This is a genomic window from Georgenia sp. X1117 (assembly GCF_057784635.1).
This window is the reverse complement of sequence record NZ_CM173492.1, coordinates 1,422,773-1,439,098: the sequence shown is the minus strand read 5'-3', so window position 1 is coordinate 1,439,098 and position 16,326 is coordinate 1,422,773. Positions and strand designations below refer to the sequence as shown.

Genomic DNA, 16,326 nt, shown 5'->3' with positions numbered 1-16,326 from the left:
CTATCCGAAGAGCGCACCCGGCCCCCTCAGGGTCCCGGCCAGGTGGCCGGCCACGAGCACGGCGGCCAGCACGACGACGACGCCGGCCAGCAGCGCCCAGTCCGCCGGCCGCACGGGCGTGGGCCGCCAGGTGGTGCGTGGCGACAGTCCCAGGCCGCGCGACTCCAGCGCCTGCGCCATCCGTTCGCCCTTGCGCACCGTGACGACCAGCAGCGCGAACACCACGCCCGCCATGTGCCGCGGCCCGCGCGGGGGCCGGGCTCGGCGGGCCGGGCTGACCGATGCGCGCGGGCGCGGTGACGCGGCCCGTCGCGGAGTCGCGCGGACGGCGTGGGCGTGCCGGATGGTGCTCCACTCCCGCGGCATCTCCTGGAGCATCCGGTAGCCGGCGAGCACCGCGTACGTGGGACGCGCGCCGAGCCGGGCGTTGTGGTGCAGGCTCGTCATCAGCGCGACGCCGTCCGTGGACAGCAGGAAACCGATGACGCACACGCCGATGACCAGGCAGCGGATGCCGAGGGCGCCCCCGACGCTGAGCCCCTCGACCGTCACGCGGAGCACGCCCCACTGCCACAGCACCTCCCCGGGTCGGGTGAGGGCGTTGACGACGAGGACGCCGAGCCCGAACGCGAGGAACGGGACGTGCCCGAGCAGGAGCGTGCGGGCGGTCGCACGGGTGCCCACGGCGACCGCGACGAGCGCCGCCACGTAGAGCACCGCCGGCGTGACCGGGTCGAGCACGAACACGACGGCGACCGAGACGACCGTGAGCGCCGCCAGCTTCACCGTGGGGTTGCGCCGCGTCAGCGGGGCGTGGGCGAGCGGCTCGCGCGCGAGGACGCTCATGCGGCGACCACCTCGTCGAGCCGTCGGAGCACCGGCCCGAGCTCCTCCGGCGCGACGTGGTCGAGCAGCCAGGCGACGAGCTCGGGCAGCCGGAGACCGCCGCGGGCCAGCGGCCCCGGGGAGCGCAGCACCTCGTGGGTCGGTCCGTCGGCGACGACCCGGCCACCGGCGAGCAGCACGACCCGGTCGGCGAGCGCCGCGACCGTGCGCAGGTCGTGGCTGGTGACCACGACCGCGCGGCCGGCGGCGGCCTCGTCGCGCAGCGCCCGGACGGTGGCGATCGTGTCCCCACGGTCGAGCCCGAGGGTGGGCTCGTCGGCCAGCAGCGTGGCCGGCTCGTGGACGAGCATCGCCGCCAGGCTCAGGCGCCGCTTCTCCCCGCCGGAGAGCCGGAACGGGTTCTGGTCGGCCAGGTGGTCCAGCCGGTGCCGCTCGAGCCGGTCGGCCACCGCGGCCGCGCTGTCCGGTCCGGTCCGGCCGTACCCGACCTCGTCGGCGACCGTGTGCGCGAGGAACTGGTGCTCGGCGTTCTGGAAGACGAGCCCGGCGGGCTCGCCGACGAGATCACCCGCCAGGGGGTCGAGCAGCCCGGCGAGCGTGAGCAGCAGGGTCGACTTGCCGACGCCGTTGGGGCCGAGCACCGCGACCACCTCGCCGCCGCGGAGCGCGAGGTCCACGCCCGCCAGCACCGGGTCGGGCGCTCCGCCGCGCAGCGGTGGCCGCCCGACGTCGAGGCCGCGCGCGGCGAGCACGACCGGGCCGGGCACAGCGGGTGACGGCGGCCGACCCACCTGGCCGTCGCCGGACGGGGCGAGCCCGGCCAGGAGGCGGGTGTTGCGAGGTTCGGCCAGTCCGCCCGGCGCGCCGGTGCCGGCGAGCAGCTCGGCCTCCAGCGGCAGCCAGCAGCCCGCCGCGACGAGGTCGGCCGCGTGCTCGTGGAGCACCTCGATGGTAGGCCCGACCGCGAGCACCCGTCCGTCGCGGCCGAGGGCGACCGCCCGCTCCGGGAGCCCGGCCAGGCCCGCGGGGCCGGCCCACTCGTCGAGCCGGTGCTCGACCAGCAGGACTGCCGGGTCGTGGCGGGCACGCGCCCGGTCGAGCGAGCCGCGCACCGCGGCGATCCCGGCCGGGTCGAGCATCGACGTCGGCTCGTCCAGCAGCAGCACGTCCGGGTCGGTGACGAGCGCGGCGGCCAGCGCCACGCGCTGCGACTCGCCCCCCGACAGGTCCGCGCTCGAGCGGTCGCGCAGGTGCGCGGCGCCGACGGCGTCCAGCGCCGCGTCGATCCGGCCGTCGATCTCATCCGGGTCGGTGCCGTGGTTCTCCAGCGGCAGCGCGAGTTCCTGGGCCACCCCGGGCAGGCACACCGCCGCAGAGGGGTCCTGCGCGACGACGCCGACGTACCGGGAACGGTCGACGACCGGGGAGTCGACGTCGGTGGCGCCCCGGACCGAGACCTCGCCCGTGACCTGCGCCGACACGGTGTGCGGCACGACGCCGGAGACCGCGTGCAGGAGCGTCGACTTCCCCGACCCCGAGGGTCCCAGGACCACCGCCTGCTCACCGGCGTCGAGGGACACGGACACACCGGACACCACCGGCTCGGACCTGCCCCGGAAGCGCACGGCGAGGTCGGCCACGCGCAGGGCCGCGACGGCGGTGGCCGCGCCGTCGGGGGACGGGGTGACCCCGACCGCGGGGGAGCCCGCCGGGCGGGCGCTCGTCACGAGGTCCCCGCCCGGCCGATGGCGAAGTTGTCGGTGACGCCGGTGCGCGCGAGGGCGTCGACGACGACCTTGGCGAGCAGGCCGCCCAGCACGATGCCGGACAGCGCCTGGATGACGAGCCGCAGGGCGAAGATGTCCTGGCCGTACCAGCCCGAGCGGAACGCCGAGTAGAAGAACACGAGCGTCGCGCCGAGCAGGCCGGCCAGGGCGAAGATCTCCCAGCCGTACCGCTTATACCGGGTGAGGAAGAACGGCAGCTCGCAGCCCACGCCCTGCAGCACGGCGGCGATGACGAGGAGCGGGCCGACCGGGGAGCCGAGGAACGCGAACTCGATGACGGCGGCGATGACCTCGGCCAGCACGCCGGCGCCGGGGCGCCGCACGATCGCCACCGCGATCGGCGCGACGATGAGCCAGCCGCCGAACAGCACGTGCTCGGACAGGTCGCCGGCCGGGCCCATGAGCAGGCGCAGCCCGCTCCAGGCCTGGACGAGCGCCCAGTAGACGAACCCGAAGACGGCGCCGAGGACCACCACGAGCACGAGGTCCTTCAGCGCCCACGGCCCCGGCCCGGTCCGGGCCTCGCGGGGGCTCATGCCCGCCCGCCCAGGCTGGGCGAGCCCACCGAGACGGTGAGGTGAGCGACGACGTGCGGCACGGCGGTGCCGACCTCGGCCCAGGCGTCGGACGCGGTGGTCAGGACGTCGGCGAGGTCCCCCTCGAGCAGGGTGGCGTAGTGCGCCGGCGAGGCGGCGGTGCCGCGGCGTCGCGCGCCCTCGATCGCCCCCATGATGTGGTCCATGTGCTCGCCGCCGCCCGAGGACCCGTCGAGGAGGGGGTAGAGGGACCACTGGGCCTGAGCGTCGATGCCGGTCCGCGCGAGGTCGACGGGGACCGGGCGGGGAGCCCGGGCCCCCGTCGGGAGGTCGCAGGTCACCTCGCCGGGGCAGCCGCGCGAGAGCAGGATGTGGGCGACGACGTGCCCGCCCCCGGAGCCCCGCGAGGCCGCGGCGACGAGGCCGGTCGCGTAGGCCACCAGGCGCTGCTCGGCGGGCTGCTCGCGGGCCCCGACCCAGGTGCTCACCGTGTCGGTCTCGGTGACAAGGCCGGCGGTGAGCCCCTGCTCCTCGACGTCGGCCAGGGCGCCGCCGATGACCTCGGCGAAGTCGTCGGTGTGCGGGTGGACGCTGAGCCGCATCCCGATGCCGAGCTCGGCGGGGGTGGGAGCGGGGGCGCCACGACCGGACGCGTCCGGGGCGGTCGGGTGGTCGCGCGGTTCGGTCTGCTGGGTGTGCACGGTGCCGTCCTCGGCCCGCGGGTGTCGTCGAGTCCCGCCGGCGCGGTGTGCCGACAGGCTCCCTGCTCCCTACGCCGGTACGAACCGGATCAGGTCAGCGGGTCTGCGGTCTCTCCGCACTCTCAGCGCCGGCAGGCGCTCCCCGGGGGTTGTGCCGACCGTAACCGGTGGGGCGACCGGCTGTCGACCGGTGTCCAGGACGGGCCGGGCCACCCCCGTCCGTCCTGGCCGTCCCGGCCCGCCGCCGCGGGTCAGGCGCGCGAGCCGAGCGCCGCGATGTGCTCGGGCAGCCGGTCGTGGCTGCCGTACATGAAGTGGTTCTCCATGCGCTCGGAGAAGCGGCTCGCCTCGGTGGTCCGGCCGACCGCCTCGGCGACCTGGCGGACGTGGATCGGGGCCGCGCCGCAGCACACGCCGAGGTAGTGCACGCCCAGGTCGTACGCCTCGCGGGCGAAGGCGCCGATCTCGTACCGGTTGGTGTACAGCGGGTCCAGGCCGGTGGGGAAGGCGCGGCCGTGGGGGACCGGGGTGGCGGCGTCGACGTCGGAGAGGTTGAAGAACGTCGGCTCCGCGGCGGTGGTGCGGTAGGGGATCGGCAGCGCGCCGACGTGGCAGGACACCGCGGCGCGGATCTCCCGCAGCCACGGCAGCATGGTGGCCGGCCCGCGGAAACAGTTGAGCCCGACGACGTCGGCCCCGCCCTGCTCGAGACGCTGCGCGGTCTCGACGATCCCCACGCCGTCGGCCATCTCCTCCAGCGCCATCGGCGCGAGGGTGAGGACCACGGGCAGGCCCGAGGCGCGGGCGACCTCGAGGGCGGTCAGCGCCTCCCCGGCGTAGTAGAAGGTCTCCCCGACGATGAGGTCGGCGCCCTCCTCGACGGCCCAGCCGACCATCTCCTCGAACATCGCCCGCACCTCGCCCTGGCGGGCCGGGTCGGCGGGGTCCCAGATGTTGGAGTTGGAGATGTTGCCGGCCATGAGGTTGCCGGGCACGCCGTCGGCGACCTCCCGGGCGATCCGCAGCGCGGAGCGATTGAGCGGCTCGAGCAGGTCCTCCTTGCCGATGACCCGCATCTTCTCGCGGTGCCCGTTGTAGGTGAAGGCCTCGACGACGTCGGAGCCGGCGCGCTGGAAGTCGCGGTGCAGGGCGCGCAGGGCGTCCGGGTGCTCGAGGGCGACCTCGGGGACGAACTCGCCGGCGGTGAGGTAGCCGCGGCGCTCGAGCTCGAAAAGGAAGCCCTCGGCGCAGATCACCGGTCCGGCGTCGAGACGGTCGGTCAGGGTGGGCTGCTCGCTCATGTGCTGTTCCTCGGGGTCGGGGCGATGACCGCCGCAGTGAACCGCAGCCGCCCGCGTGCGCGCGCGTGCCCACCCCGGGTGCCCACCAGGTGGGACGGCCCTCAGCTCTCCCAGACCCCCGAGGAGCCACGCCGGTGGCTGCCCACGAGGTGAGTGTCCACGATCCCGACGGCCTCCATGAGGGCGAACATCGTCGTCGGGCCGACGTGGCGGAAGCCGGCCGCCTTGAGCGCCCGGGCCAGGGCGGCGGACTCCGGCGAGGTGGAGGGGACCTCGGCGGGAGTGCGCGGCGCCGGGGTCGCCTCCGGCCGGTGCGACCACACGAGCTCGGCCAGCCCGCCGCGGCCGCGCAGCTCGACGGTCGCGCGGGCGTTGTCGATCGTCGACTCGATCTTGCGCCGGTTCCGCACGATGGCGGCGTCGGCGAGCAGCCGTTCGACGTCGCCGTCGTCGAACGCGGCGACCGCGTCCACGTCGAACCCCGCGAACGCCGAGCGGAACGCCTCGCGCTTGCACAGGATCGTCACCCACGAGAGCCCCGACTGGAAGACCTCGAGGCTGAGCCGCTCGAACAGCCCGCGCTCGTCGCGCACCGGCATGCCCCACTCGGTGTCGTAGTACTCGCGCAGCAGCGGGTCGGTCGCCGCCCACGCCGGCCGCGCCAGCCCGTCCTCACCGACGACGACGCCGGGGATGTCCTGCGCCCCGCCCGCGTCGGGGGTAGGGCTCGGGCTCGTGTCCGGGCCCGTCCGTGGTTGCGCTGCGCTGGTGCTCGCCATGACCACATCCTCGCGCGGCACCGGCGCGGCCGCCGCCCTTCTCCACACTCCCCGGCCGCGCGCCGTCCGTCCACAGCCCCCGGTAGCGTCGATGCATGGCCGAGCAGCGACCCGCCGTCCCCGAGACCAGCGGCGCGGAGGTGGCCGACGCCGTCGCCCGCGTGCGCGCGACCTTCGAACGCGGACAGACCCTGCCGCGGGTGGGCCGGCGCGAGCACCTCGCCGACCTGCGCCGCATGCTCCTTGAGGGCGCCGACCAGCTCGTCGCCGCCCTCGAGGCCGACCTCGGGCGGCACGCCACCGAGTCCTGGCTCGTCGAGATCGGGTTCACCATCGGCGAGCTCGACCACGTCGTGCGCCACCTGCGGCGGTGGACCGCCCCGCGGCGGGTGGGGGTCCCGCTCGCGCTGGCCCCCGCCTCGGCGGCCGTCGTGCGTGAGCCGCTCGGCGTCGTCGGGGTGATCGCGCCGTGGAACTACCCGGTCCAGCTGCTGCTCGCCCCGCTGGTGGGGGCGCTCGCGGCCGGAAATGCGGTGGTGCTCAAGCCCAGCGAGGTGGCGCCGGCGACCTCGCTGGCGCTCGCCGACCTGGTCGGGAGGTATCTCGACCCCGACGTCGTGCAGGTCGTCCAGGGCGGGCCGGCCACGAGCGAGGCGCTGCTCGACCAGCGCCTCGACCACCTCTTCTACACGGGGGGCTCGCGGGTGGCGCGGATCGTCGCGGCCGCCGCGGCCCGCACCCTCACCCCGGTCACCCTCGAGCTGGGCGGGCGCAGCCCGGTGTGGGTCGACCCCGACGAGGACCTCGCCGCGGTGGCGGGCCGGCTCGCCTGGGCCAAGCTCGTCAACGCCGGCCAGACCTGCGTGGCCCCCAACCACGTGCTCACCACGCCGGAGGCGGTGGCCCCGCTCGCCCGGCACGTGGCCGCCGCTGTGCGGCGCATGTACGGGGTCGACCCGGCCGAGAGCCCCGACTACGGACGGCTCGTCTCGACCGCCCACCACGCGCGGGTGACCGCGCTGCTGGACGACTCGCTCGCCGCCGGGGCCGAGCTCGCCTCCGGGGGCGGCCGCGACGCGGAGGAGCGCTACCTCGAGCCCACGGTGCTCACCGGGGTGCGTCCCGAGCATCCGGTGATGGGGGAGGAGATCTTCGGGCCGGTCCTGCCGATCATGGCCGTCGACGGCCTGGAGGAGGCGATCGCGCTCACCCGGGCGGGGGAGCACCCGCTGGCGGCCTACGCCTTCACCGACAAGCGGTTGGACCGGACCCGGTTCGTGCGGGAGGTCCGCGCAGGCGGCATCTCCTTCGGCGCCCCGATGCTCCAGGTCTCCGCGCCGGACCTGCCCTTCGGCGGGGTGGGTGGCTCGGGCACCGGCGCGTACCACGGGGAGGCCTCGGTGCGGCGGTTCTCCCACGAGAAGTCGGTGCTGGCCAAGCCCATGCGGCCCGACACCCTTGCCCTGGCCTTCCCGCCCTACGGCGGCCGGGCCCGCGCGATGCTCAGGGCGATGTTCGGTGTGGGGCCGGGCGCCGGGCGAGGCTGAGGAGGGCCGGCTCGACGTCGCGACACCGCCCGGTTGACCGGTCCGGCGACCGGCTCAGCCGCCCCAGACGCGCATCTCCCAGGCGGCCTCGGAGAGGTTCCAGGCCGTCCACGCGGGGTAGTACCAGGCCGAGACCGCCACGACCGCGCCCAGCACGATCGCCAGCGTCACCCACGCCGAGCGCGTGATCCGCACGGCGCCGTCCTCCGAGACGAGCAGCGCGACCGTGCTCGGCCGCGCCCGGGCCGCGGGCCCGGCGTCGTCGCCCGGCACGCCGTGCTCGTCCACCCGCCAGGGCACGGGGCGCGCGAAGTGGCCGCGCAGCCGCCACCAGCGCTCGTCCTCGTCGGCGCGTTCGAGCCCGCGCGGCACCGGAGCGTCGGTCGGCGGCCGCAGGACCCCCAGCAGCCAACCCACCGCGTAGGTCAGCGCGAGCACCACGAAGGCGAGGAAGGCGATCGAGTAGAACTGGAAGATCGTCCGGTGGGAGTACAGCACCACCCAGGGCAGCCACATCGAGAGGTAGCCGGACAGGATCAGCCACGCCCGCCAGTCGCGCAGCCGCACCGCCCCGTAGAGCACCACCCCGAGGCCGACGACGGCGAGCCACCAGATGAGCGGGTTCCCGATCGAGCTCACGCCGGCGATGCAGTACTCGTCGCCGCACATGCCCAGGCCGGTGCGCTCCTCGCCGCCCGCGCGGTAGAACAGCGTCGGCCGCAGCTGGAGCAGCCACAGCATGGGGTGGCCCTGCGACTCGTGCGGGTTCACCAGGCCGGTGTGGAACTCCATCATCATCGCGTGGTAGTCCCACCAGGACACCAGGGAGTCCGGCAGCCAGCCGGGGTAGCCCGTCTCGAGCCCGGCGGCGCGCTGGTCCGCGGCCCACGTGCGGTGGAACCCGGACGGCGACGCGAACCACGACGCCCAGGAGGCCAGGTAGGTCACCAGCGCCACGGGGACCAGCGCGACGAAGGCCGGTGCGCCGCCGCGCCACACGCCGTCGGACAGCCACCGCCGCGAGCCGACCGCGCGGCGGGCGGCCGTGTCCCAGACGAAGACCATCAGCCCGAGCACCGCGATCGCGTACGCCCCCGACCACTTGACCCCGCAGGCGGCGCCGAGGACGACGCCGGCGGCCAGCAGCCACCACCGGAAGCCCACCGAGGGGGCGGGACCGGGCAGCAGGCCGTCGTCGGTGGCTGCGATCCGTTCGGCCGAGCGCCGGGCGAGGATCGCGCGGGTGGACTCCCGGTCCTTGACCACGAGCATCGTGGCGCCCAGGACGAGCACCGCGAGGAAGATGTCGAGCAGGCCGATCCGGCTGGCCGTGATGCCCACGCCGTCGACCGCGACGAGGAAGCCGGCGACGCCGCCGAGTAGGGCCGAGCGGAACAGGCGCGTGCCGAGCCGGGTGACGAGGACGGCCATGAGCACGCCGGCCACCACCGAGCTCAGCCGCCAGCTCTCGGGGTTCTCCGGGCCGAGCAGACGCATCCCGATCGCGATGATCCACTTGCCCAGCGGCGGGTGGACGACGTAGTCCGCCTCGGTGCTCAGCGCCCCGAAGTCAGCGTCCGCGAAGCGGGCGTTGGCGTCGTCGCCCTCCCAGTCGCCCTCGTAGCCGAGGGTGAGCAGCGAGTAGGCCTCCTTGACGTAGTACGTCTCGTCGAAGGCGAGGCGGGCGGGGATGCCGAGGCGGGGCAGCCGCACGAGCGCGGCGACCAGCCCCATGAGCAGGGCGACCGCCCAGGCGATCTTCCCGGCCCGCGGGTCGAGGACCTCGCCGAGCGGGCGCAGGCCGAGGCGGGCGCGCAGCGTGGTCTCGACCTCGTCGACGTCGCCGGCGAGCGGTCGGGGAGCGTCCCCCCGACGGCGGCCACGACGACGGCGGTCGCGGCGACGCTCGGTGCCGTTCTCCCCGGTCTCGGCGACGGCTGCGGGGTCGTGGTCGGCCGCAGGCGCGGCCCCGGGGCCGACTCCCGGATCGGTCCCGGCCCCTGCTCCCGGATCGGTCCCGGCCTCGGTGCCGGGTGCCGGATCGGGCTCGGACGGGGTCCTCGGCCCGGCGGCCGGCTCGGCCACGGGCTCGTGGTCGGGGGCGCCCCCGGGTCCGCTCGACGTCACCCGGGGAGTCTAGGTCGGCGGGCGCCGCCGACCGGGGGCCGGGCGAGGGGGAGACTGCCCACACCCGCGACGCCCCCGCGCCGGAGCCGGCTCAGGTCTCCTCGGGGGTGGGCAGGCTCGAGCTCGCGGCCACCCCCGCGGCGGCCGCAGCGGCGCGCACCGCGTCGACGACGAGCTCGAGCGAGGGGCGCTGCGGCGTGCCGCCCCGGTGGACGATCGACACCGTGCGCATGACGGGCTCGTCCAGGGCAAGGATGTCGATCCCGCCCGGGACGTCTCGCAGCGCGAGGTCGGAGACCAGGGTGACCCCCAGCCCGCCGGCGACGAGCGCCAGCGCGGTGGACTGCTCCTCGACGGCGTGCCCGACCCGGGGGTCGAAGCTGTGTCGCCGGCACGCGATCCGCACCGCGCGCCCGAAGTGGGAGCGGGGGCCGGCCAGGATCCACGGCGACTCGGCGAGGGCCGCCAGCGACATCGTCCCGGCGGGGAGCGCGCCGGCGGGCGCCGCCACGTGCAGCCGTTCGACGGCGATGACCTCGCGCGCCAGACCCGCGCTGAGCGGCATCGGGTAGTCGGAGTAGTCGATGACGAAGGAGAAGTCGAGGCTGCCGTCCAGCACGGCCTCGGCGGTGGCCTCGGGGGCCAGCTCGACGGTGGTGACCTGGATGCCGGGGTGCTCGCCGGCCAGGGTGGCCAGGGCCTGGGGGAGCAGCCCGGTCGCGACCGACGCCCACACGCCGCCGGTCAGCCGCGCGCTGATGCCCTCCTGCGCGCTCTCCAGCGCGGTGGTGGCCCGCTCCACCGAGGAGAGGATGTCCTCGGCGTGCTCGGAGAGCAGCACGCCGAGCTCGGTGAGCTGCACGCCGCGGCCGTGCCGCTCGACGAGCTTCATCCCGACCTCGCGCTCGAGCTGGGCGAGCTGCTGGGAGACCCCCGACGGGCTGTAGTGCAACGCCGCGGCGACGGCCGTGACCGTGCCGCGGCGGCGCAGCTCACGCAGCATGCGTAGCCGGCGCAGCGACAGCTCCATCTCCACAGGCTAGGGACCCCGGGCCCCCGCTGCCCGGCCACACGCCGCACGGAGGGTGCCGGCCATCGTGCAGGAATCGTGCACGGCACCGTGCACGAACCGTTGATGGACACCGGCGTCGAACCGATCCCACCCTGGCGGCACGAGCAACGACGGAGGTGTCCCGGTGACGATCACGCACGACCCACGCACCCAGCCCGCGGCGGTCGGGGCCGCCTCCGTGACCGCGCCCGGGGCGGCGCCGCCCGAGCGGCCTGCCCTGCTGGCCGACGACGCCCATCGGGTCACCTGGGTCGACCCGGTGACCGGCGTGCGCGGCTACCTCGTCGTGCACCACCTCGTGGGCGGCCTCGCCACCGGCGGCACGCGGATGCGCGCCGGCTGCACGATCGACGAGGTCGCCGACCTGGCGCGGGGGATGGCGCTGAAGACCGCGACGTTCGGCCTGCCCGTCGGCGGCGCCAAGGGCGGGATCGACCTCGACCCCTACGACCCGCGCGCCGACGAGGTCCTCGAGCGCTTCTGCGCCGCCATGCTGCCCTGGCTCGACGGCCACTGGGTGACCGCCGAGGACCTCGGCGTCTCCCAGGCCGCCATCGATACGGTCTTCGAGCGGCTCGGGCTCGAGCAGTCCTACCACGCGGCGATCCGGCGCTCCCCGGACCCCGCCGCGGCGCTGCGCCGGGTGCGCGCCGGCCTGGACGCCCGCACCGAGGACGGCCTGGAGCTCGGCGAGGTCATCGGCGGCTACGGGGTCGCCCAGGCCTGCCTCGGGGCGCTCGCCGCCCTCGGCGTCGAGACCGTCGGGGCGACGGCGGCGGTCCAGGGGGTCGGCACCATGGGTGGGTCCGCCGCCTGGTACCTGCACGACGCCGGGGTGCGGGTCGTCGCGCTGGCCGACGCCGCAGGCACCCTGCACGCCCCGGGCGGCCTGGACGTGCCGGCCCTGCTCGACCTGCGCGACGAGCACGGCACGATCGACCGCACCCGCATCCCCGTGGGCGTCGAGGCGCTGCCGCGCGACGCCGTGCTCGGCGCCGAGGTCGACGTGCTCGTGCCCGCCGCCGTCTCCTACGCGATCCGTGCGGATACCGTCGACGCCGTCGCGGGCCGGATCGTCGTCGAGGCGGCGAACTCCGCCACCACTCCCGAGGCCGAGGAGGCGCTCGCCGCCCGCGGCGTGCCCGTGATCCCGGACTTCGTGGCGAACGCGGGCGCCGCGGCCTGGGCCTGGTGGCTGCTCCAGGGCCAGGTCGGCGCCGACCCGGCGGACTCCTTCGACCGGCTGCGCCGCGAGATGCTCGAGAAGGTCGAGGTCCTCGCCACCCGCTGGCACGAGCACGGGGTGACGCCGCGCCGGACCGCGCTGACCATGGCCTCGGCCAACCGGTACGCGCTCGAGGGGGCGCGCATCGTCATCCCGTAGCCGGGGTCCGCCCAATCAGCGGCAGCACGTCCAGTTGAATCTTGGTCTCACAGTCAATGCCCGTAGAAGACCACGGCCCGAACCCCCGATGGCGGGTTCGGGCCGTGTGGCGTCGCATCCTTGAAACTACTTGCAGGCGGCAACCTGCGGACAGTTGTCTCCTGTCACCAGGTGGACGGCCCGATCGATCAGGAATGGGCCCTCATCATCTCGGGTGTCACCGAGAGACGCGATTGAACGGGATGTCCGAGCCCTGTGGCCATGTCGCGTTCACTCCTGCCTCAAGGGCAAGCGTTCCCTGCCCAGTGATTCGAAACCCGGTGCGCCGATCACCGGCATACGCGTAGTACCCCCGGGGAATGTTGACGGTCTGCGTGATTGACCCTTCCCATGCGCGGCAGCCGATTTTCCCGCCGACATAGTCGCGAATGCGGGCGTCGGCATTGTCGGCGCACGAGGCTACGAGCGGCGTTGCGTTACTGTCGTCACTGCCCGATTGATCGAGAGTGACTTCAGAAAGCTGTGCCTCGATCTCCATGGTCGAGAGCTCCTCCGTCGACCGCTCAGGCAGCTCCGCAACCACCTCGTCAGGGTAGGCGATGGCGACGACGGGTTCGAGCGTGTCCAGGTCGAACCTCACCCAGGCGTAGCCATCTGCGGCGATCGCTGCCGCCTCGTCGGAAGTCTGCTCGGCTGCGACCGCGTCGAGCGCCTGCTCCACCTGAGAGACTGCTGCTGGGTCGCCGTCGAAGGCGGCGAACCATTCTTCGGGCGTGAGCTCGTCACCCTCGGCGGAAGCGGGCGTGCCAACGATGCCAACTGCTAACACGCTTGTTGCTGCCAGCGCGAGTGCGCGCGTCCACTTGAACATGTTTCCCCCGTCAGAGTTGGATGGTTCGACCGGCTGCTGCTCGAACATGCGCCAGGCTATTGGAGGACCAGCGGTGTTGGCAACAGTGTTCTGCGAAGCCGCTTCGGTCGGGCGCGAACCTGCCGGCGCTACAGCTCCTCGAGCGTCGGTGACGGGGGGTTCGCAGTGGCGTGAGCCCCCAGCTGAGTGGTGTCATTTGGACGGCGACAGCCCTGTCGGCCGTCGCGCTTGGCGGTGAGGCGGGCGACGGCGTCGTCGAGGTGGGCGACCAGCATCGCCTGGACCTCCTCGGCCGCCCCGGAGCGGATCGCCTCGCGCAGCTCGACGTGCTCGCGCAGCTGCTCACCCGGGTCCTCGTAGGTCGTCTCCAGCTCGCCCAGGGCCATCCGCGACTCGACGACGAGGGTCCGCATGGCGCGGATGAGCCGCGGGCTGTCCGAGCACGCGACGACGGTGACGTGGAAGCTCTGGTCGGCGTCGGCGACCGCGGCGCCGTCCCCCTGCCCGACGGCCGTGCGCATGTCCTCGACGGCGGGACCCAGGGCCTCGTAGGCCTCCTCGCGGGCGCGGTCGAGGACGATCTCCAGCGCGCCGCGCTCGATGACCGAGCGGGTGCGGTAGACGTCGATCATCCCGTCCAGGGTGAGCTCGGTGACGAAGACGCCCCGGTTGACGATCGCCTCGAGGATCCCCTCGGAGACGAGCCGCTGCATGGCCTCGCGCAGCGGCCCGCGCGAGACCTGGAACCGCTCGGCGAGGTCCACCTCGCCGAGCTGGGCGCCGGGCGCGAGCCGCCCGGACATCACCGCCTCGCGCAGCTCCTCGGCGAGGTATTCCACCGTCGAGCGGCGCGGCCGGGGCCTGAGGTCGCTGATCGCCATGGTCCTGCCTTCGTCCTGCCGTCGTCCCCGGGCTGGGCGCCCGGGCCGCCGCCCGCGCCCCCGTCGGGCGGCACGCGTGGCCGGAGCAGCAGATTGCCACATTGTTGACAATCCTGGAAGTCGGCTCCTACGTTGACGACGTGCCCACCCCGCCCGTCGTCGTCGTCCTGCACGACGGCCGCGTGCCGCCGGCCGGGCCCTTCGCCCCGGTCGCCGACGCCGCCGAGGTCCGCGCCACGGACGGCGCCGGGCTCGCCGAGGCGCTGCGCGGCGCGGACGTCCTGTTCGCCTACGACTTCCTCTCCGACGCCGTGCCGGCCGCCTGGCACGCCGCCGACTCCCTGCGCTGGCTGCACGTCGCCGCCGCGGGGGTGGACAGGGTGATGACCCCGGGCGTCCGCGACAGCGACATCACCGTCACCAACTCCCGCGGCCTGTACGAGGGGCCCATCGCCGAGCACGTGCTCACCCAGATCCTCTCCTTCGCCAAGGACGTCCCCGGCTCCCTGCGCCTGCAGCGCGAGCACACCTGGCGCCACCGCGAGAACGAGCGCGTGGCCGGCACCCGGGCGCTCGTCGTGGGCACCGGCCCGATCGGGCGTGCGGCCGTCGCCCTGCTGCGCGCCGTCGGGATCGAGGTCGCCGTCTCGGGCAGGCGCGGGCGCGTCGACCCCGAGCTCGGCGAGGTCACCGGCCCCGAGGGCCTGCGCGCCGAGCTCGCCCGCGCCGACTGGGTCGTCCTCCTCGCCCCGCTGACCGAGCAGACCCGGGGGGTGATCGACGCCGCCGCCCTGGCTGCCATGGCGCCCCACGCCCGGCTGATCAACGCCGGCCGCGGCGAGCTCGTCCGCACCGACGACCTCGTCGCCGCCCTGCGCTCGGGCACCATCGCCGGCGCCGCGCTCGACGTCGTCGACCCCGAGCCGCCACCGCCCGACCACCCGCTGTGGGACCTGCCCGGCGTCGTCCTCACCCCGCACAACTCCGGGGACGTGCACGGCTGGCGGGAGTCCCTCACCGAGCTGTTCGCCGACAACTTCCGGCGCTGGCAGCGCGGGGAGCCGCTGCGCAACGTCGTCGACAAGCAGCTCGGATACGTGCCGACCCCCGGGAGCAGCGCATGAACCCCACGGAGATGACCGCCGTCGAGCTGACCGGCGCCTACGCCGCCGGCGAGCTGTCCCCGGTGGAGGCCGCCACCGCCGTCCTCGACCGCATCGAGGAGGCGGACCCCGCGCTCGGCGCGTTCTGCCACCTCGACCGCGACACCACCCTCGATCAGGCCCGCGCCGCCGAGCAGCGGTGGCGCACGGGGGAGGCCCTCGGCCCCCTCGACGGCGTGCCGGTGTCCATCAAGGACATCTTCCTCACCGCCGGCTGGCCCACCCTGCGCGGCTCCCGCTCGGTCGACCCCGACCAGCCCTGGGAGGTCGACGCCCCCGTCACCGCCCGCCTGCGCGCCGCCGGCACCGTGTTCGTCGGGAAGACGACCACCCCGGAGATCGCCTGGAAGGCCGTCACGGACAGCCCGCTCACCGGCGTCACCCGCAACCCGGTCGACCCCTCGCTGACCGCCGGCGGCTCCTCGGGCGGTGCGGGAGCCGCGGTGGCCGCCGGCATGGGGCCCCTGGCCGTGGGCACCGACGGCGGCGGCAGCATCCGCATCCCGGCCTCCTTCTGCGGCATCGTCGGGCTCAAGCCCACCCACGGGCGCGTGCCGATGTACCCCGCCAGCCCGTTCGGACCGCTGGCCCACGCCGGGCCCATGACCCGCACGGTCACCGATGCCGCGCTGCTCATGGACGCGCTCTCCGGGTACGACCACCGCGACCCCACCGGCCAGCCCCCGCGCACCCGCACCTTCGTCGAGGCGCTCGAGACGGATGTCGGCGGCGTCCGCGCGGCGTACTCGCCGGACCTCGGTCACGTGCGCGTGGCCCCCGAGGTGGCGGGCATCGTCGCGGACGCCGTGGGGCGGGTGGAGGCGGCCGGCCTGCCCGTGGCCGCCGAGGACCCCGACCTGCCCGAGGCGCTCGAGGCCTTCGAGCTGCTCTGGGCGGCCGGCGCGGCGACCCTCCTGCGGACGATGCCCGGGGCGCGGGAGACCCTCGATCCCGGGCTGGCCCGCGTGTGGGACCTCGGGGAGACCTTCACCGCCGTGGAGTACCTCCAGGCTCGGGCGGTGGCCGCCGACCTGGGGATCCGTGCCGGCGCCTTCAACGAGCGGTACGACGTGCTGCTCACGCCGGCCGTCGCGATCCCCCCGTTCGAGGCCGGTCACGAGGTCCCGCCCGGCTCGGGTCTCACGCGCTGGCCGCAGTGGGCCTCCTTCAGCTTCCCGTTCAACCTCACCCAGCAGCCGGCGGTCAGCGTCCCGGTGGGGCACACGCCCGCGGGACTGCCCGTGGGGCTGCAGATCGTCGGCCGGCGGCACGAGGACGACCTCGTCCTCGCCGTCGCGCGGCGCGTCGAGCAGATCCTCGCCTGACCCGCC

The 16,326-nt window shown here is 75.1% G+C and carries 14 protein-coding genes and 1 riboswitch; of the genes, 4 read left to right on the top strand and 10 right to left on the bottom strand.

Annotated features, from left to right (window positions below; all coding sequences use genetic code 11):
• The 6 genes from AC3D3D_RS06525 to AC3D3D_RS06500 all read right to left on the bottom strand — a co-directional run bounded on the left by AC3D3D_RS06525 (position 1) and on the right by AC3D3D_RS06500 (position 5,950).
• Positions 1 to 846: an energy-coupling factor transporter transmembrane component T family protein gene (locus AC3D3D_RS06525; protein ID WP_463662571.1), complete on the bottom strand. Its 846-nt coding sequence runs from the start codon at positions 844 to 846 to the stop codon at positions 1 to 3.
• Positions 843 to 2,573, bottom strand: a complete 1,731-nt coding sequence (locus tag AC3D3D_RS06520) for an ABC transporter ATP-binding protein (RefSeq protein WP_463662572.1) — start codon at positions 2,571 to 2,573, stop codon at positions 843 to 845. The genes AC3D3D_RS06525 and AC3D3D_RS06520 overlap by 4 nt, the downstream gene beginning before the upstream one ends.
• Positions 2,570 to 3,169 carry an ECF transporter S component gene (locus AC3D3D_RS06515; RefSeq protein ID WP_463662573.1) on the bottom strand — a complete coding sequence of 200 codons (600 nt, stop codon included), beginning with the start codon at positions 3,167 to 3,169 and terminating at the stop codon, positions 2,570 to 2,572. The genes AC3D3D_RS06520 and AC3D3D_RS06515 overlap by 4 nt, the downstream gene beginning before the upstream one ends.
• Complete coding sequence (locus AC3D3D_RS06510; RefSeq protein WP_463662574.1) at positions 3,166 to 3,870, bottom strand: YkoF family thiamine/hydroxymethylpyrimidine-binding protein; 705 nt, start codon at positions 3,868 to 3,870, stop codon at positions 3,166 to 3,168. Before AC3D3D_RS06510 ends, AC3D3D_RS06515 begins: the two co-directional genes overlap by 4 nt.
• A 47-nt stretch (positions 3,871 to 3,917) precedes the next feature.
• A riboswitch (TPP riboswitch) is annotated at positions 3,918 to 4,025 on the bottom strand.
• 96 nt (positions 4,026 to 4,121) lie between these two features.
• Positions 4,122 to 5,171 (bottom strand): homocysteine S-methyltransferase family protein, encoded by a 1,050-nt coding sequence (locus AC3D3D_RS06505; RefSeq protein ID WP_463662575.1) that lies wholly within the window; start codon positions 5,169 to 5,171, stop codon positions 4,122 to 4,124.
• A gap of 101 nt (positions 5,172 to 5,272) precedes the next feature.
• Positions 5,273 to 5,950, bottom strand: coding sequence for a DNA-3-methyladenine glycosylase I (locus tag AC3D3D_RS06500; RefSeq protein WP_463662576.1), 678 nt, complete (start codon positions 5,948 to 5,950; stop codon positions 5,273 to 5,275).
• Between the two features lie 95 nt (positions 5,951 to 6,045).
• Here AC3D3D_RS06500 and AC3D3D_RS06495 point away from each other — a divergent pair, with 95 nt between their 5' ends.
• Positions 6,046 to 7,497: an aldehyde dehydrogenase family protein gene (locus tag AC3D3D_RS06495; protein WP_463662577.1), complete on the top strand. Its 1,452-nt coding sequence runs from the start codon at positions 6,046 to 6,048 to the stop codon at positions 7,495 to 7,497.
• Positions 7,498 to 7,551: 54 nt separating this feature from the next.
• Here AC3D3D_RS06495 and AC3D3D_RS06490 read toward each other — a convergent pair whose 3' ends face one another.
• Together AC3D3D_RS06490 and AC3D3D_RS06485 are read right to left on the bottom strand one after the other, a co-directional pair.
• Complete coding sequence (locus AC3D3D_RS06490) at positions 7,552 to 9,624, bottom strand: dolichyl-phosphate-mannose--protein mannosyltransferase (protein ID WP_463662578.1); 2,073 nt, start codon at positions 9,622 to 9,624, stop codon at positions 7,552 to 7,554.
• A 91-nt stretch (positions 9,625 to 9,715) separates the two neighbouring features.
• On the bottom strand, positions 9,716 to 10,654 hold the full coding sequence (locus AC3D3D_RS06485) for a LysR family transcriptional regulator (RefSeq protein ID WP_463662579.1): 939 nt from the start codon (positions 10,652 to 10,654) through the stop codon (positions 9,716 to 9,718).
• A 220-nt stretch (positions 10,655 to 10,874) separates the two neighbouring features.
• Between AC3D3D_RS06485 and AC3D3D_RS06480 the strand changes: the two genes are divergently transcribed.
• Positions 10,875 to 12,080, top strand: a complete 1,206-nt coding sequence (locus AC3D3D_RS06480) for a Glu/Leu/Phe/Val family dehydrogenase (protein ID WP_463662672.1) — start codon at positions 10,875 to 10,877, stop codon at positions 12,078 to 12,080.
• A 217-nt stretch (positions 12,081 to 12,297) separates the two neighbouring features.
• Here the strand turns inward: AC3D3D_RS06480 and AC3D3D_RS06475 are convergent, their stop codons facing one another.
• Both AC3D3D_RS06475 and AC3D3D_RS06470 read right to left on the bottom strand, forming a co-directional pair.
• Positions 12,298 to 12,999, bottom strand: coding sequence for a hypothetical protein (locus AC3D3D_RS06475; RefSeq protein WP_463662580.1), 702 nt, complete (start codon positions 12,997 to 12,999; stop codon positions 12,298 to 12,300).
• An 80-nt stretch (positions 13,000 to 13,079) separates the two neighbouring features.
• Positions 13,080 to 13,832: a GntR family transcriptional regulator gene (locus AC3D3D_RS06470; protein WP_463662581.1), complete on the bottom strand. Its 753-nt coding sequence runs from the start codon at positions 13,830 to 13,832 to the stop codon at positions 13,080 to 13,082.
• Positions 13,833 to 13,972: 140 nt separating this feature from the next.
• Between AC3D3D_RS06470 and AC3D3D_RS06465 the strand changes: the two genes are divergently transcribed.
• Together AC3D3D_RS06465 and AC3D3D_RS06460 are read left to right on the top strand one after the other, a co-directional pair.
• Complete coding sequence (locus AC3D3D_RS06465) at positions 13,973 to 14,956, top strand: D-2-hydroxyacid dehydrogenase (RefSeq protein ID WP_463662582.1); 984 nt, start codon at positions 13,973 to 13,975, stop codon at positions 14,954 to 14,956.
• Positions 14,953 to 16,320, top strand: a complete 1,368-nt coding sequence (locus AC3D3D_RS06460) for an amidase (RefSeq protein WP_463662583.1) — start codon at positions 14,953 to 14,955, stop codon at positions 16,318 to 16,320. Before AC3D3D_RS06465 ends, AC3D3D_RS06460 begins: the two co-directional genes overlap by 4 nt.
• The last annotated feature ends 6 nt before the right edge of the window (positions 16,321 to 16,326 follow it).

Bases quoted from the DNA above. Each gene is read 5' to 3' on its own strand.
- AC3D3D_RS06475 (WP_463662580.1), bottom strand. From the start codon at position 12,999: ATGTTCGAGCAGCAGCCGGTCGAACCATCCAACTCTGACGGGGGAAAC.
- AC3D3D_RS06505 (WP_463662575.1), bottom strand. From the start codon at position 5,171: ATGAGCGAGCAGCCCACCCTGACCGACCGTCTCGACGCCGGACCGGTG.
- AC3D3D_RS06485 (WP_463662579.1), bottom strand. From the start codon at position 10,654: ATGGAGCTGTCGCTGCGCCGGCTACGCATGCTGCGTGAGCTGCGCCGC.
- AC3D3D_RS06495 (WP_463662577.1), top strand. From the start codon at position 6,046: ATGGCCGAGCAGCGACCCGCCGTCCCCGAGACCAGCGGCGCGGAGGTG.
- AC3D3D_RS06525 (WP_463662571.1), bottom strand. From the start codon at position 846: ATGAGCGTCCTCGCGCGCGAGCCGCTCGCCCACGCCCCGCTGACGCGG.
- AC3D3D_RS06460 (WP_463662583.1), top strand. From the start codon at position 14,953: ATGAACCCCACGGAGATGACCGCCGTCGAGCTGACCGGCGCCTACGCC.
- AC3D3D_RS06470 (WP_463662581.1), bottom strand. From the start codon at position 13,832: ATGGCGATCAGCGACCTCAGGCCCCGGCCGCGCCGCTCGACGGTGGAA.
- AC3D3D_RS06515 (WP_463662573.1), bottom strand. From the start codon at position 3,169: ATGAGCCCCCGCGAGGCCCGGACCGGGCCGGGGCCGTGGGCGCTGAAG.
- AC3D3D_RS06500 (WP_463662576.1), bottom strand. From the start codon at position 5,950: ATGGCGAGCACCAGCGCAGCGCAACCACGGACGGGCCCGGACACGAGC.